The sequence below is a fragment of the Pseudomonas sp. AL 58 genome (assembly GCF_036348395.1).
Lineage (GTDB): Bacteria > Pseudomonadota > Gammaproteobacteria > Pseudomonadales > Pseudomonadaceae > Aquipseudomonas > Aquipseudomonas defluvii.
On record NZ_JAZBQR010000004.1, the window covers coordinates 38,059 to 52,480 of the forward strand.

The window sequence follows — 14,422 nt, forward strand, 5'->3', positions numbered from 1 at the left end:
AAGCCTTTTAATGCGCCCCGTTGCCCAGATAGCTCAGTCGGTAGAGCAGGGGATTGAAAATCCCCGTGTCGGCGGTTCGATTCCGTCTCTGGGCACCATCATTCAGTTCAGATGGTGCCAGCATCATCTGAAACATCAAAAAACCCGCCTAGTGCGGGTTTTTTGTTTTCCGGGGTTTAATCACCTCGCGGCAAAACGACGCCCTATTGATGAGAGTCAATGTGCCATCACTTTTGGATCCCTAAAATGCTTTTAGACATCCGAGAGAGAACACAGGTCTCCCATGAGCGAAGAATCAACCGCCCACCCCCTTCCCAGCGCCTTGCCTGAAAGCACCACGCCAACCGCAACGCTCAGCACCAGCAAAAGCGCCCCGCGCAAAGCCACTGCACCGCGCACCCGCCGAGCGCGCAGCACCAGCAAACCGGCAGCCGTGAAAAACCTTGAAGCCGAAATCACTCTGGCCAGCCAGCAACCAATGGCCCTGCAAGTGATTTCCGCGCCCCATGGTTCGAACGAAGACAGCTCCTCGGCGAAACTTCCGGCCCGCTACCCGTACCGCAACCGCATGCGCCGCCTTGAATACGAAAAGGCCAAGCACGAGCTGCAGATCGAACTGCTCAAGGTGCAAAACTGGGTCAAGGAAACCGGGCAACGGATCGTGGTGCTTTTTGAAGGCCGTGATGCGGCGGGCAAAGGCGGCACCATCAAACGCTTCATGGAACACCTGAACCCACGTGGCGCGCGAATCGTCGCCCTGGAGAAGCCTTCCGAACAGGAAAAAGGCCAGTGGTACTTCCAGCGCTACATCCAGCACCTGCCCACAGCGGGTGAAATGGTCTTCTTCGACCGCTCCTGGTACAACCGCGCTGGCGTCGAGCGGGTGATGGAATTCTGCACCCCGCTGCAGTACCTGGAATTCATGCGCCAGGCGCCAGACCTTGAACGCATGCTCTGCAACAGCGGCATCCTGCTGTTCAAGTACTGGTTCTCAGTGGACCGCGAAGAACAACTGCGACGCTTCATCTCGCGCCGCGACGACCCGCTCAAGCACTGGAAACTCTCGCCCATCGACATCAAGTCGCTGGACCGCTGGGACGACTACACCGCGGCCAAGGAAGCCATGTTCTTCCACACCGACACCGCCGACGCCCCCTGGACCGTGATCAAGTCGGATGACAAGAAGCGCGCGCGCCTCAACTGCATTCGCCACTTCCTGCACTCACTCGACTACCCGGGCAAGAACCTGAAAGTCGCCCATCAGCCGGACCCGCTGCTGGTCGACCGTGCTTCACGGGTGATCGAGGAAGACGAAAGAGCGACCACCGAACACCGGATTGAGCCGAGCACCCAGCCGCTGTCATTGCCCGCCTGAGCCACCTGCCGCCCACCACAACGCACCAGACGCAGCTTGGGTTTCCTGACCAACTGCGTTTCAATAGCCGGACGCATCAGCTTATTTCAAGGATTTCATCGATGGCCTCCAGCAGCAAACAACAGAAACGCGCCAAACGCGCCGCCAACAAGGCCCGGGAAAACCGAATGGTGCGCAGTGGGCAGGCGGTCAAGAGCTCGTCGGACGCTTCCAGCGTGGGTGTTGAGCAGGTATTCAACAAGGCCATGAACTCGGGCAGCTACAACGCCCTGTTCGAGAAAATGAAACAAGCCCAGGCGCAAGACAACGGCCTGCAGGCAATGATCGCGGTGTTCCTCGTCGACCCGTTGCTGGCCCTGGTGCTCAAGGGGCACAAGGAAGAGCAATCGACCGACTACATCGTCATGGTCTTCTGCGCCTACCGCAAATGGCTCGACGACGCCGACGAAGCCACCGCCATGGCCTGGCTGGAGAGCGACGAATTCCAGGAAGCCTACGTCGCCGCCTCGGAAGCCGTCTCGAAAGTACAAAAGCGCCCGGCATAACAGGGCTACAGCTCATCCTGAAGGAGCCGGGCTTGCCCGCGATAGGGTCAGTGGGGCGCCAGTAAGTTCGCGGTGCCTGCATCGCGGGCAAGCACCGCTCCCACAGTAGCAAAAAGGCCGCTCCCTTTCGGGTAGCGGCCTTTTTGCTCAACAGCCGTGTATCAGTTGTTCAGTACGGCGGCACGCCCAGCGGCCAGGGCCTTGTGCTTGCGCGCCGTCAGCAGGCCCGCAGCGACCACGGCGATGGTCAGCAGGCCAGTCGCGATGATCTCCACCCGATGGTCCGGGCGGATCAGCATGACCGTCAGGATGCCAACGATGAACAGGATGGTCGCCCAGGTCAGGCCCGGGAACAGCCACATCTTGAAGACGATCTTCTCACCACGGGCTATGCGCTGACGACGCATGCGCAGTTGCGAGATGGCAATCACCAGGTACACCAGCAGCGCAATGGCGCCAGAGCTGGCCAGCAGGAACTCGAACACCGCCGCCGGCGCGACATAGTTGGCGAACACGGCCAGGAACGCAGCAGCAGTCGACAACAGCACCGCCCAGTGTGGCGTGCCGCTGGCGTTGGTGCGCCGGGCAATTGCCGGGGCGTCACCACGCTTGCCGAGGGAGAACAGCATGCGCGAGGAGGTGTACAGCGCCGAGTTCAGGCAACTGGTTACTGCAATCAGCACGACGATGTCGACGATCACCTTGGCATTCGGCACGCCGATCAGGTTCAGCACCGTCTGGTACGAACCGACTTCTGCCAATGGGCCATGGTTCCACGGCACCAGTGCCACGACGATAAAGATCGATACGAGGTAGAACAGGCAAATCCGCCAGATGACCGAGTTGGTCGCCTTGGTGATCTGCTTGCACGGGTCTTTCGATTCGGCCGCGGCAATGGTGACAATCTCAGTACCCATGAACGAGAACATGGTGGTCAGCATGGCCGCCAGCACCGCCCCCATCCCGTTAGGCATGAAGCCCTGGGTATCGAACAGGTGGCTGACACCGCTGACCTGGCTGTTCGGCATGAAACCGAAGATCGCTGCCAGCCCGAGAATGATGAAGCCGATGATCGCCACCACCTTCATCAAGGCGAACCAGAACTCGAACTCGCCGTAGTTCTTCACGCTGAACAGGTTGGTTGCGGTCAGCAACAGGGTAATGATCAGGGTAAAGGCCCAAATCGCAATATCAGGGAACCAGGCGTGCAAAATGGTCGCGGCGGCGTTGGCCTCCAACGGGATCACCAACACCCAGAACCACCAGTACAACCAGCCGATGGTGAAACCGGCCCAGTGGCCGATGGCCTTGTCGGCGTAGGTGGAGAAAGAACCGGTATCCGGCGACGCCACGGCCATTTCGGCCAACATGCGCATCACCAACACCACCAGCGTACCGGCAGCGGCGTAGGCCAGCAGCACGGCAGGGCCGGCTTCGGCGATGGCATGGCCGGAGCCGACGAACAAACCGGCACCGATTACACCCGCGATGGACAGCATGGTGACATGCCGCTGCTTGAGCCCCTGAGCGAGGTCATTGGAGTTGTGCGTACCGCTCATAACACTACCTATAGCGAGGAATGGGCGCTCTAATCCTGAATCACACCCTTCGTAAAGAAAGACTGATACGTCCTGTTACCCATGCCTTGAGCAAGAACTGCGCCAAAATTTTTTCAGCAGCAGCTGCGCATTCAGCACAACCCCCTACAACGAGCCTTGCGGGCCTTTTGGCCAAAGGCTGGCCAAAAGGCCATTATTCAAGGGCATCGCACCTCAGATTACCGAAATACTCAGTTACACATACATGCAGGTGCACCGAAATCGGCCGGTGGTAACACCCCTGCACATTTTTTGCGCAATAAAAGTGCAACCCGGCAGTGCAACCCACAGGCAGCCCAGAGGGCACAGGACTAAATACGGCTTCCCAGTACCGGCCAAAACTGGCACCATCGCGCCTTTTTTCATCAAGGCTCCGGCCCTGGAAATGGGAGCAGGCGGACATTGGCGCGACAGTCCGCTGCAACGATGCGACACCTGCCCTCACCCCAGCCGATTGCCCCGCCCGACGCTGTTGGCGGCCGTCAGAACGCTATGCTAGCGTGGCGCCAAGCCAGGAAGGCCTACAACAGCAGGAGCGCATCAGAACTCATGAGGACCGCACATGGCCCAGGCCACGCCCGCGCTTGAAATCCGCAACCTGCACAAACGCTACGGTGACGTGGAGATACTCAAGGGTATTTCGCTGACCGCACGCGACGGCGACGTGATCTCGATTCTGGGGTCTTCGGGTTCAGGCAAGTCCACCCTGCTGCGCTGCATCAACCTGCTGGAAAACCCGCATCAAGGCCAAATCCTCGTCGCGGGTGAAGAGCTGCGCCTGAAGGCCGCGAAAAACGGCGAGCTGATCGCCGCCGACAACAAGCAGATCAATCGCCTGCGCAGCGAGATCGGCTTCGTCTTCCAGAACTTCAACCTCTGGCCGCACATGACCATCCTCGACAACATCATCGAGGCGCCCCGTCGCGTGCTGGGCCAGAGCAAGGCCGAAGCCATCGAGACAGCCGAAGCACTGCTGGACAAGGTCGGCATTCACCACAAGCGCCACGCCTACCCCGCCGAGTTGTCTGGCGGGCAACAACAGCGGGCCGCCATCGCCCGGACCCTGGCCATGCAACCCAAGGTCATCCTGTTTGACGAGCCCACCTCGGCACTGGACCCGGAAATGGTCCAGGAAGTGCTCAACGTGATCCGTGCGCTGGCCGAAGAAGGTCGAACCATGCTACTGGTTACTCACGAAATGGGCTTTGCCCGCCAGGTGTCCAGCGAAGTGATCTTCCTGCACCAAGGCCTGATCGAAGAGCAAGGATCGCCGCAGCAGGTTTTTGAAAACCCGAACTCGGCGCGCTGCAAACAATTCATGTCCAGCAACCGCTAACGGAGCAACACGCATGCAGAGCTATAAGAAATTCCTCCTGGCCGCTGCCGCCACGCTGGTGTTTTCGGCCAATGCCATGGCTGCTGAAAAACTGAAGATGGGCATCGAGGCGGCCTACCCGCCGTTCAACAACAAGGATGCCAGCGGCCAGGTCGTCGGCTTCGACAAAGACATCGGCGACGCCCTGTGCGCCAAGATGAAAGTCGAATGCGACGTCGTCACCTCGGACTGGGACGGCATCATCCCGGCCCTGAACGCCAAGAAGTTCGACTTCCTGATCTCCTCCCTGTCGATCACCGACGAGCGCAAGCAGGCCGTTGACTTCACCGACCGCTACTACTCGAACAAACTGCAGTTCATCGCCCCGAAAAACGTCGACTTCAAAACCGACAAGGCCTCGCTCAAAGGCAAGGTGATCGGTACCCAGCGCGCCACCCTCGCCGGCACCTGGCTGGAAGACAACTACGGCAGCGACGTCGACATCAAGCTGTACGACACCCAGGAAAACGCCTACCTGGACCTGACCTCCGGCCGGGTCGACGCGATCCTCGCCGACAAGTACGTCAACTATGACTGGCTGAAAACCGACGCTGGCAAGAACTACGAGTTCAAGGGCGACCCGGTGGTCGAGAGTGACGAAGTCGGTATCGCCGTGCGTAAAGGCGACCCACTGCGTGAGAAGCTGAATGCTGCGCTGAAAGAAATCATCGCCGACGGCACGTACAAGAAGATCAACGACAAGTACTTCCCGTTCAGTATCTACTGATCCGCCCGACCGGCACCGCCCTGGCGGCGGTGCCCGTCCCTTGAACAAACCTGCCCATGAATATCGACCTCTACGGATTCGGCCCGGCACTTGCTGCCGGTACCTTGATGACCGTCAAACTGGCGTTGTGTGCCCTGGCACTGGGGCTGGTCCTGGGCCTGCTCGGCGCCCTGGCCAAAACCTCGCCATACAAACCCCTGCAATGGCTCGGTGGTTTCTACTCCACACTGGTACGTGGCGTACCTGAACTGCTGTGGGTACTGTTGATCTACTTCGGCACCGTCAGCCTGATGAACCGGCTGGGCGAAGCCCTGAACATCCCTGGCCTGGAGCTCAACGCCTTCGCCGCCGGCGTCATCGCCCTGGGCCTGTGCTTCGGCGCCTATGCCACGGAAGTCTTCCGTGGTGCGATCCTGGCAATCCCCAAGGGCCACCGTGAAGCAGGCCTGGCCCTGGGCCTGTCCAAGGGCCGGATCTTCTCGAAACTGATCCTGCCGCAAATGTGGCGCATCGCCCTGCCCGGCCTGGGCAACCTGTTCATGATCCTGATGAAAGACACCGCGCTGGTCTCGGTGATCGGCCTGGAAGAAATCATGCGTCACTCGCAGATCGCCGTGACGGTCAGTAAACAGCCGTTCACCTTCTATATGGTTGCCGCCTTCATCTACCTGGGCCTGACCATCATCGCCATGACCGGCATGCACTTCATGGAAAAACGCGCCGCACGCGGCTTCGCGAGGGCCAACCAATGAACTGGGAAGTCATCATCAAGTGGCTGCCACGCCTGGCCCAAGGCGCCACGCTCACCCTGGAACTGGTCGCCATCGCGGTGATCGCCGGGCTGATCCTGGCCATCCCGCTGGGCATCGCCCGCTCGTCGCGGCACTGGTATGTACGTGCCGTGCCCTTCAGCTACATCTTCTTCTTCCGTGGCACCCCGCTGCTGGTGCAGCTATTCCTGGTGTACTACGGCCTGGCCCAGTTCGACGCCGTGCGCAGCAGCGCCCTGTGGCCGTACCTGCGTGACCCGTTCTGGTGTACGGTGCTGACCATGACCCTGCACACCGCCGCCTACATCGCCGAGATCCTGCGCGGTGCGCTGCAGGCCATCCCACGGGGCGAGATCGAAGCGGCACGGGCGCTGGGCATGTCCAAGGCCAAGGCGCTGTTCTACATCATGCTGCCGCGTGCCGCACGGATCGGCCTGCCGGCCTACAGCAACGAAGTGATCCTGATGCTCAAGGCCAGTGCCCTGGCCAGTACCGTCACCCTGCTGGAACTCACCGGCATGGCGCGTACCATCATCGCCCGCACCTACCTGCCGGTAGAGATCTTCTTCGCGGCCGGGCTGTTCTACCTGCTGATCTCCTTCCTGCTGGTAAACGGCTTCAAGCTGCTCGAACGCTGGCTGCGAGTCGATGCCTGCCAAGGCCGCTGAACCGGCAAGCGGGGCCGCCTCCGGCCCCGCTGCTGCCCTGGCTGACGCGCACCTGCTCAGCCGCTTCCAGGCCCTTGACCACTTCCTGCTGCAACACCAGGCACTCTGGCGCCCGCGCCCGTTCACCGAACGCCAGTTGCCGTGGGAAACCGAGCACCCGGCCCTGGCCCAATGGCTGCGCCAACGCACACTGAGCGACGCCGAAGCCGCCCATAATCACCCGGAAACACTCGACGCACCGGCGCCTTATCCACAGCTGGCGGCACAGGCCGCGCAACTGGCGGCGGTCGGCGAACTGCCCGTAATCGCCATCACCCCGGCCCCGCCGCGGCTGAACGTCGACGTGCCGGGGCGCAAATGGCAGCAGATCGAAGCCTTCGCCAGCCACCTGGGCTTTACCCACACCCCGCGTCACTGGCTCGACTGGTGCGCGGGCAAAGGCCACCTGGGCCGCCGCCTGCTGCACAACGACCAGCACCTGACCTGCCTGGAATACGACCCGGCCCTGGTACAGGCCGGCCAAGCGCTTAGCCAACACCACGGCCTGAACGCCGAACACCGCCTGCAGGATGTGCTGGCCGACAACACCGCCCAGCAACTCAGCCCACAACACACCCCTGTGGCCCTGCACGCCTGCGGCGACCTGCACGTACGCTTGATACAACTGGCCAGCGCCCGTGGCTGCAACCAACTGGCCATTGCCCCGTGCTGCTACAACCGCACCCAAGGCCCGCTCTACCAACCCCTGTCGAGTGCAGCCCAGGCCTCGGCGCTGCAACTGAGCCTCGACGACCTCGGCCTGCCGCTGAGCGAAACCGTCACCGCTGGCGCCCGGGTACGCCGCCAACGCGACCTGTCCATGGCCCGCCGCCTCGGCTTCGACCTGCTGCAACGCCAACAGCGCGGCATCGACGCCTACCTGCCTACCCCGTCACTGCCCAGCAGTTGGCTAGACAAGCCCTTTGCCGACTACTGCCGCGACCTCGCCGCCCTCAAAAACCTGCCCCTGCACGGCAACCCCGACTGGGATGCCCTGGAAGCCGCAGGCCAAACAAGGCTGGCCGAAGTGCGCAACCTGGAACTGCTGCGCAACCTGTTCCGCCGGCCGTTGGAACTGTGGCTGGTGCTCGACCGCGCCCTCTACCTGCAAGCCCAAGGCTACCGCGTGCAGCTCGGACAGTTCTGCGACTACGCCCTCACCCCGCGCAACCTGATGCTACTGGCCGAACGCAACCAGCAGCAGTGAACAGCCTGTGGATAACTCTGTTGATGGTTTTCCCACAAACCCCTCAAAAGCCTTGGATCCAAGGCAAAACAGCGCCTGGTCATTTTTTAGTCACACATTTTAAGCGAGAAAAAACAGCCATTTGCGCAAACACAAACGACTGTTTTAAAGGACTGGAGCGCGACAGTAACGTGACATAGCGATTGTGAATAAGGCTTTCAGCACCGCCAGATCACACGCCAAAAGCGCCAAAAACCGCCGCCGTTGCAGGGCAAAAACGGGCGGCAGAGAATGAAAGGAAAAAACCTACGCAATAAGTGCTGCAGAAGTGGTTTACATAACCAAACCGATGGCTATAATAGCGCCCCTAAGCCGGTATAGCTCAGATGGTAGAGCAACTGACTTGTAATCAGTAGGTCCCGGGTTCGATTCCTGGTGCCGGCACCATACGCAGTACCAAAGAAGGCTCACCGAAAGGTGGGCCTTTTTTGTTTCTGGCAGTTGTTCGTGCGAACTCCTTTCAGGCAGCCATCCTCTGAAGCCTTGCCTGCGATGCACACTGATTCGATCAAATGCACTGTCCTGCACAGATCCTTGGACTGCCCACCAAGGGTTGGATTTGTGTCCAATTTCTCGGGGGCAGTCCACCCTGTAGGAGCGGGCTTGCCCGCGATAGCAATCTCAACACACCACACAACTCAGACCCCGCCACAGTAAAAAGGCTACCCAAACAGCAGCCTGTTCAGTGAACTGTCATACCGTGGCGGTTATCCACATAAGCGATTGGCATCCAGCGGCTTGCTAGGTCACTTCAAGAGCGGTCGCGACCTCTTCTCTTATATGAACGGTGCGACAACTCCCCTCGTGACAAACACCAAAGTCACACGCAACAGCGCTGCAGATGATGGTGCCGCAGACCAGGGAATGGACTGCGCCTGACTGACAGTCAGGCATCCCCCGGTCATCGCATTGCTGCTTGCACCTGGCTCAGGATCTTCAGGCGTTGGTTTAGTCAGCCAGCACTGCCTCCACCCGCCCACCGGTAACGGTGTTAAGGAGGCCAGATCATGAGATGCCCTTGCTCCCGGAATGCGATTCCCGGTCGTAAGGAGCCGCCAGTCCCGCGTAGTGGACATTCCCCACAGGTCGCAGGGGCCTTGATCCCTGATAACACTCAACATTCTTGGCGGGATGACGTGGGGTGAGGATCGGTGAACGGCAGATGAGGTGACCGACATGGCATTGGTGGGTAGACGCGATGGTCGCAATTTCGGTTACAGCCGGCAATTGAACTTCAGACACCGAACCGGGTAGAAATAAACGTTTTCAACCGATCCTCCCTACGCTTAATAAACTCCTTTATCGAGCCAAGGCTATCCCAATCGCAGCAAAAGTCATTCAATTCATTCTGTGAAATTAAAGGCGCCAAACTATAATGGGCAAGCTTCTCATGACCATCCTTCCGCCCCTTACTGGAGTTGGAAGCAGCATGATCTATGACCAAGTTCCCTAGGGCGTTCAAATATTTCTCCTTGAATTCATCATCAAACTCAACAGACTTGACCCTTTTTGCAGTGATGTGTTCAATGCTGAGTTTCTCACGAGAGTCTTTTGATGCGTAATCTTTGCTCGATAGCAGAGGAAACCCTTTCTTATCACGCAGATTGTTCTCATAAGAAAACAAAATATAGCGCACTACGTTCTTCTCAAGCCAATCGTAGTAGTTTTCATAATCCAAAGCCTCACGGGCTCGACCATTAATATTCCACCAGTTCTCTTGAACAAACTTTTCGATCAGCTCAACTACGTCATCGCCATTTCGCATGCACGTATATTGGTAGCTCTCGCCATTGCTACGCAATCGAGCCAAAGACGAACGAAACGTAAAGGCATTAATGGCCGCAACCAATCGGTGGAAATCCGATGCCTTTTCACTGTACACCTTCATCAAGGCTGGATAGAAAGGCGCTACACGCCCAATCATATAGGTCTGTGCCAATTCTTGATCAGCTAAACGGAGATCTCGAATTTTCGCAAAGAGCTGGAAGCTTCTCCTCAGGCGTGCTGGATACTCTCGAATCTGCTCTCGCGCCTCATCACGTTTCCCTGGGTCACTCACCAAACGAAGAATTCTTTCCTTAATGTAGGCCTTTGGCTTATCGGTATAGTCGCCTGGGTAAGGCTCAAACGCTAGCATGTGATACCGCAGCACATCCCGGTCATTAATTTTGTGAGACTCAATCAAACGATAGATTTCAGAAAAATCTTCCTGGATTTTTCCGATCACCTGCTCGGGATGGTCAAAGGCTACTCCAGCGTTGTACATCAGGAAGCTCTTGATCGACTCCAAATCAGTCAGGCGCCTTCCGCGATCATTCAAAAGCTCGAATATCTGGGTAGCCATGCTGATCTTGTCCACCACATAAAGGAGCACATCAGCATTCACAGCAGTCGTATAAATCTTTTCAAGCTTGGTCAGATCATGACGAGCCAACTGCTCCTCGAAATACTGCCGTGCGTCCAGCAGCAAACGCTGCGAATTAGTTACAAGCGTCACCTCTTCCGGGCTATACAGGCGATCACCAAGCACCAAATCGTGAAGAAAGGTGTTTCCCTCGTTGGCTGACTCCAGCTTGAAGATATCTCCATCATGCACAAAAATACGCCGTGTCCGCTCAGATACGAGGGTTGATCCCTGCGCGATCAACCGCCCCAACAATACGTGCATGAAGATAACCAAAGTGGTCAGCCGCTGCTGGCCATCGACGATATCAACCAGAGCAAATTCACTCTTGTTTCCGTTCAAGTGGAATAGAAAAGATCCTAAGAAATAAGGTCTTTCAGGGTGCTGACTGCAAAGGTCATTGAGGAAATCTTCAAGGTTGCCCTCACGCTCCCAGGAGTAGGCCCGTTGATAGGTAGGGACGTTGAAAATACGAGTGCCATCGAAAATATCTTTGACTGTCGACTTACCTGTTTGCATAAACGATTCCTTTGCTAGATGGAGCGACTCCCCGCGTGAGCCTATGATCAGTCAGTCTTCTTTGCCACCTGTGATGGCCTTCACCTCAGCCAACAAGTCACCGAACTTGCCGTAATTGACGAACATGGTGCCTCCTTACACCGAGGCCATGGTAGCCCTTTCCGGCGTAAGCTCTCCAGCATCTGCTGCTGTTTGGCATCACCACCATAGGCCTGCATGACCTTCAATTGCCCCTCCGGGACGTAGTGCACTGGGGTCTCACCCGTTGCAATAGTCCACGCAGGGGATCTCGCGTCAGGGTTCCAGGCTGCGCAATGGATGAACACCTCGGCGCGTGCGCACTTGCGCTCTGGCACTGCTTGCCAAAGCTCGGCAGCTACCAGTTTGTACATTACTTCCTGTATCGCGTTCGGCTCCCGAAGGAATGTTGATCGAGGCTGATGCGGTGGCTTCGTACTAGCTAAAGCAAGCGCAATGCTCACTGACGGCGCATCGAGCAGTATTCCAGGAATACCTTGGTAAGCGCTGTGACGATTTCTGGGTCTGCATCTGGTGCCGAGAACAACCGAAATTCGGCATTGGGTAATGGTGGCAATCCGTACTCAGCGCTCAGGACGGAGATTCCCGCAACCAGCTGGCTTAGCGGCATCGGGGCTATGGCTATTCCGGACAATACAGCCGAGCGCAGGGCATTCGTGCTGGTGCATAGCATCGACGTGCGTTGAGCGATGCCCGCTTGTGCAAGATGCAGCAAAGCCGCCTCTCGATAAGCACAAGGTTCTGGAAACAGTGCCAGCGGGAGCGGCTGGCTGATTGGGGTGAGTGGCTGCGCAGCGGTCGCCCAAATGAGCGGTTCGCTCCACAACAGGATCCCTGAGCTATCGGTCTCACACAAAGACCCGACCACTAAATCCAACTCTCCTTGCTTCATCAAGCCGACCAGTGTGCCGGGTATGTTGATCTGAAACTCAATCTCCATACCTGGGTAACCTAGTGCGAGGTTCTGCAGTTCACGCAGCAGCCTGGTCTCCACAAGGTCTTCCGCAAGCCCCACCCTGATACGCCCCTGGAAAGGGGCTCGCATCATTTCAGCCCATGCCTCTCGATTGAGAGCAAGGATGATCCTGGCGTGGCGCATCAGACGGTCGCCCTCCAGCGTCAGTTCCTGCGACCGGGTTGTCCTCTTGAGCAGAGGTTTGCCGACCTGCTCTTCCAAGCGGCGCAGATGCCCACTGACAGCAGGTTGGGTGAGATGGAGTTTTTCTGCAGCGCGACCAAAACCTTGCTCTTCAACTACGGCAACAAAAGTCTTTAGTAGAAGCGGATCAAACATATCTCAATCCATGATGAATAGCGTGTAATTTCTCAATTTATATTTCTTTTAAAGATATGTTGCAATGCCTCGTACACCCGCCACGACACGAGACTGCAATGGCCAAGCTCCTTCATATCGAATGCTCCCCCCGCAAAGATCGCTCAGCGTCCATAGAAGTCGCCCAGAGTTTCATTTCGCGACTCTTGAGCGCTCATCCCGATCTGGAAGTTACAACGCTAGACCTGTGGCAAATATCACTGCCGGAGTTTTCTGATGAGGTGATGGATGCCAAGTACTCTGGATTGAATGGATTGGAGTTGACTGCGACTCAGGTGGTTGCCTGGAATGAACTGAAGGCATTGGCAAATTACCTGCACGAAGCCGACGTGCTCGTGCTGTCTGTGCCGCTGTGGAACTTCAGCATTCCCTACAAGCTAAAGCACTTCATTGACGTGGTATCGCAGAAAGACGTGCTGTTTAGTTTCAATCCGGAAACCGGGCTCGAAGGCATGTTGCGAGATAAAAAAGCAGTTGTCGTCTATGCCCGAGGTATGGATTTCTCTGCCGCTTCGCTGACACCCGCTCAACATTTCGACTTTCAAAAGCCTTATGTGGAAGCGTGGTTACGGCTTATTGGCATCACCGACGTAGAGTCAATCATCGTCGAAAAAACGGTTCTAGGGTCGGAAGTAGACAGTACCTCTCGCCATGAGGCCAAGATGCGCGCAAATGCTTTGGCGGACGCCCTAAGCGTTTCGGACATAAACTTTCAGCCTGCGAACTCTGTTGCATGAAGATCAAGAACATCTTCCCGATCCTCCATGAGGAACCATAAAAAAGGCCAGCACTGGGCTGACCTTTTTAAACATTGCTATTGGGCCTAATAGCATTATTAGCCCCTCAGTTCCTCTAGAAGTGAGTGGCCGGCCCAGGTAATTCTGATCTTGCCATCATCAACCAAATAGCCGCTATCAAGCAGCAAAAGCTTTGCAGACTCCAACTCATCATTGTCGCAATCCTCTACACAAAACGTGGAGAGATCAAACCCACTCATTCCGCCTACATTGGACTCCGCCTCAACTGCAGCCAGCACTTTCAAAACTGCTTCTTTATTCCTTTTCATTTTCAATCCTTTGAGATGTGTTTGATGGAGGCCAGAGCGTAACCAATTGAGCGAGCCCCATGAAAGAGAGGACACCGTTCCCCCCCAGGGAGGGCTTGAAGTAGCCGCGTGTTTCGGGTCGAGTTCAACGCCCGCCGAATGTTGAGGGTGGCCAATTGATTCAGAACAACCAGAACGGCCTTGTGCAGGCTTCGGTTTCTGAAGTACGCCTATCAGATGTCGACGCTTGATATGGGCAACTCAAGCGCCGACAACGCCATCGGTTACCGGCGGTTCAAGGCTTGGGTTTCAATGCCATCGAGCACCGCATCGACCAGCCCTTTGGCCATTTCTGCGGAGTGCAGGGTGGACCATAGCAGGCCTTTTTTGGGGATGTCGTCGATGTGTTCACAGGCCTGTTGGGCCGTGTCGTAGATGCCCTGGAGCAGCAGGGAGACGTGGACCAGCGCGTCTTCGGCATCGATGCCGGAACATACGCTGAACAAGGGTGCATGGCCGGCGTCACAACAACCGAATGCCGTGGTCGCAGTTTTGCCAAGAAGGGATTGCGGGGGATCGGGAACGATTTTTGTCATAGCGAACGTCTCTTTTTCTTTTAGTTGAGCCGTCACCGCTTGCGACCAAACAAGTTGGGTGGCAGCTGTACGCAGGTTGGTCGACCAGGAGAAAGGACAAACCCGGCAGGCACGAATGCCTCCCACGCACAGCCGCCATAGAA

Annotated in this window: 13 protein-coding genes and 2 tRNA genes; 10 read left to right on the top strand and 5 right to left on the bottom strand. The window is 57.3% G+C overall.

Annotated features, from left to right (window positions below; all coding sequences use genetic code 11):
- Positions 1-22: 22 nt before the first annotated feature.
- The 3 genes from UIA24_RS05575 to UIA24_RS05585 all read left to right on the top strand — a co-directional run bounded on the left by UIA24_RS05575 (position 23) and on the right by UIA24_RS05585 (position 1,920).
- Positions 23-98: transfer RNA gene (locus UIA24_RS05575), tRNA-Phe, on the top strand.
- Between the two features lie 380 nt (positions 99-478).
- The gene (gene ppk2 / locus UIA24_RS05580) at positions 479-1,375 is read left to right on the top strand and encodes a polyphosphate kinase 2 (RefSeq protein ID WP_176717483.1); all 897 of its coding nucleotides are present in this window, start codon (positions 479-481) and stop codon (positions 1,373-1,375) included.
- Positions 1,376-1,476: 101 nt separating this feature from the next.
- Positions 1,477-1,920 carry a hypothetical protein gene (locus UIA24_RS05585; RefSeq protein WP_065761809.1) on the top strand — a complete coding sequence of 148 codons (444 nt, stop codon included), beginning with the start codon at positions 1,477-1,479 and terminating at the stop codon, positions 1,918-1,920.
- 161 nt (positions 1,921-2,081) lie between these two features.
- Here UIA24_RS05585 and gabP read toward each other — a convergent pair whose 3' ends face one another.
- Positions 2,082-3,479 (bottom strand): GABA permease, encoded by a 1,398-nt coding sequence (gene gabP / locus UIA24_RS05590; RefSeq protein ID WP_330522383.1) that lies wholly within the window; start codon positions 3,477-3,479, stop codon positions 2,082-2,084.
- A 601-nt stretch (positions 3,480-4,080) separates the two neighbouring features.
- Between gabP and UIA24_RS05595 the strand changes: the two genes are divergently transcribed.
- The 6 genes from UIA24_RS05595 (at position 4,081) to UIA24_RS05620 (ending at position 8,730) form a co-directional block, all read left to right on the top strand.
- Positions 4,081-4,854: an ABC transporter ATP-binding protein gene (locus UIA24_RS05595; protein ID WP_065761807.1), complete on the top strand. Its 774-nt coding sequence runs from the start codon at positions 4,081-4,083 to the stop codon at positions 4,852-4,854.
- A 13-nt stretch (positions 4,855-4,867) separates the two neighbouring features.
- Positions 4,868-5,620 carry an ABC transporter substrate-binding protein gene (locus UIA24_RS05600; RefSeq protein WP_065761806.1) on the top strand — a complete coding sequence of 251 codons (753 nt, stop codon included), beginning with the start codon at positions 4,868-4,870 and terminating at the stop codon, positions 5,618-5,620.
- Positions 5,621-5,676: 56 nt separating this feature from the next.
- On the top strand, positions 5,677-6,372 hold the full coding sequence (locus UIA24_RS05605; protein WP_065761805.1) for an ABC transporter permease: 696 nt from the start codon (positions 5,677-5,679) through the stop codon (positions 6,370-6,372).
- Positions 6,369-7,058 carry an ABC transporter permease gene (locus UIA24_RS05610; protein ID WP_065761804.1) on the top strand — a complete coding sequence of 230 codons (690 nt, stop codon included), beginning with the start codon at positions 6,369-6,371 and terminating at the stop codon, positions 7,056-7,058. Before UIA24_RS05605 ends, UIA24_RS05610 begins: the two co-directional genes overlap by 4 nt.
- Positions 7,039-8,304 carry a methyltransferase gene (locus UIA24_RS05615; RefSeq protein WP_102052227.1) on the top strand — a complete coding sequence of 422 codons (1,266 nt, stop codon included), beginning with the start codon at positions 7,039-7,041 and terminating at the stop codon, positions 8,302-8,304. Before UIA24_RS05610 ends, UIA24_RS05615 begins: the two co-directional genes overlap by 20 nt.
- 350 nt (positions 8,305-8,654) lie before the next feature.
- Positions 8,655-8,730 (top strand) — tRNA-Thr (locus UIA24_RS05620).
- Between the two features lie 847 nt (positions 8,731-9,577).
- Here UIA24_RS05620 and UIA24_RS05625 read toward each other — a convergent pair.
- The gene (locus UIA24_RS05625; protein WP_330522384.1) at positions 9,578-11,266 is read right to left on the bottom strand and encodes a DUF262 domain-containing protein; all 1,689 of its coding nucleotides are present in this window, start codon (positions 11,264-11,266) and stop codon (positions 9,578-9,580) included.
- Between the two features lie 478 nt (positions 11,267-11,744).
- Positions 11,745-12,599: a LysR family transcriptional regulator gene (locus tag UIA24_RS05630; RefSeq protein ID WP_102053675.1), complete on the bottom strand. Its 855-nt coding sequence runs from the start codon at positions 12,597-12,599 to the stop codon at positions 11,745-11,747.
- A 98-nt stretch (positions 12,600-12,697) separates the two neighbouring features.
- Here UIA24_RS05630 and UIA24_RS05635 point away from each other — a divergent pair, with 98 nt between their 5' ends.
- On the top strand, positions 12,698-13,375 hold the full coding sequence (locus UIA24_RS05635; protein WP_102053674.1) for an FMN-dependent NADH-azoreductase: 678 nt from the start codon (positions 12,698-12,700) through the stop codon (positions 13,373-13,375).
- Positions 13,376-13,473: 98 nt separating this feature from the next.
- On the opposite strand, the gene UIA24_RS05640 is transcribed toward UIA24_RS05635, so the two are convergent.
- Positions 13,474-13,704: a hypothetical protein gene (locus tag UIA24_RS05640; protein WP_102053673.1), complete on the bottom strand. Its 231-nt coding sequence runs from the start codon at positions 13,702-13,704 to the stop codon at positions 13,474-13,476.
- A 263-nt stretch (positions 13,705-13,967) separates the two neighbouring features.
- A complete protein-coding gene (locus tag UIA24_RS05645; protein WP_330522385.1) occupies positions 13,968-14,279 on the bottom strand; it encodes a DUF3077 domain-containing protein in 312 nt (103 codons plus the stop codon).
- Positions 14,280-14,422 lie beyond the last annotated feature (143 nt).

What these genes read in the sequence shown, in the direction of transcription:
- ppk2 (WP_176717483.1), top strand. Translation starts at nt 479, where the DNA reads ATGGCCCTGCAAGTGATTTCCGCGCCCCATGGTTCGAACGAAGACAGC.
- UIA24_RS05585 (WP_065761809.1), top strand. Translation starts at nt 1,477, where the DNA reads ATGGCCTCCAGCAGCAAACAACAGAAACGCGCCAAACGCGCCGCCAAC.
- gabP (WP_330522383.1), bottom strand. Translation starts at nt 3,479, where the DNA reads ATGAGCGGTACGCACAACTCCAATGACCTCGCTCAGGGGCTCAAGCAG.
- UIA24_RS05595 (WP_065761807.1), top strand. Translation starts at nt 4,081, where the DNA reads ATGGCCCAGGCCACGCCCGCGCTTGAAATCCGCAACCTGCACAAACGC.
- UIA24_RS05600 (WP_065761806.1), top strand. Translation starts at nt 4,868, where the DNA reads ATGCAGAGCTATAAGAAATTCCTCCTGGCCGCTGCCGCCACGCTGGTG.
- UIA24_RS05605 (WP_065761805.1), top strand. Translation starts at nt 5,677, where the DNA reads ATGAATATCGACCTCTACGGATTCGGCCCGGCACTTGCTGCCGGTACC.
- UIA24_RS05610 (WP_065761804.1), top strand. Translation starts at nt 6,369, where the DNA reads ATGAACTGGGAAGTCATCATCAAGTGGCTGCCACGCCTGGCCCAAGGC.
- UIA24_RS05615 (WP_102052227.1), top strand. Translation starts at nt 7,039, where the DNA reads ATGCCTGCCAAGGCCGCTGAACCGGCAAGCGGGGCCGCCTCCGGCCCC.
- UIA24_RS05625 (WP_330522384.1), bottom strand. Translation starts at nt 11,266, where the DNA reads ATGCAAACAGGTAAGTCGACAGTCAAAGATATTTTCGATGGCACTCGT.
- UIA24_RS05630 (WP_102053675.1), bottom strand. Translation starts at nt 12,599, where the DNA reads ATGTTTGATCCGCTTCTACTAAAGACTTTTGTTGCCGTAGTTGAAGAG.
- UIA24_RS05635 (WP_102053674.1), top strand. Translation starts at nt 12,698, where the DNA reads ATGGCCAAGCTCCTTCATATCGAATGCTCCCCCCGCAAAGATCGCTCA.
- UIA24_RS05640 (WP_102053673.1), bottom strand. Translation starts at nt 13,704, where the DNA reads ATGAAAAGGAATAAAGAAGCAGTTTTGAAAGTGCTGGCTGCAGTTGAG.
- UIA24_RS05645 (WP_330522385.1), bottom strand. Translation starts at nt 14,279, where the DNA reads ATGACAAAAATCGTTCCCGATCCCCCGCAATCCCTTCTTGGCAAAACT.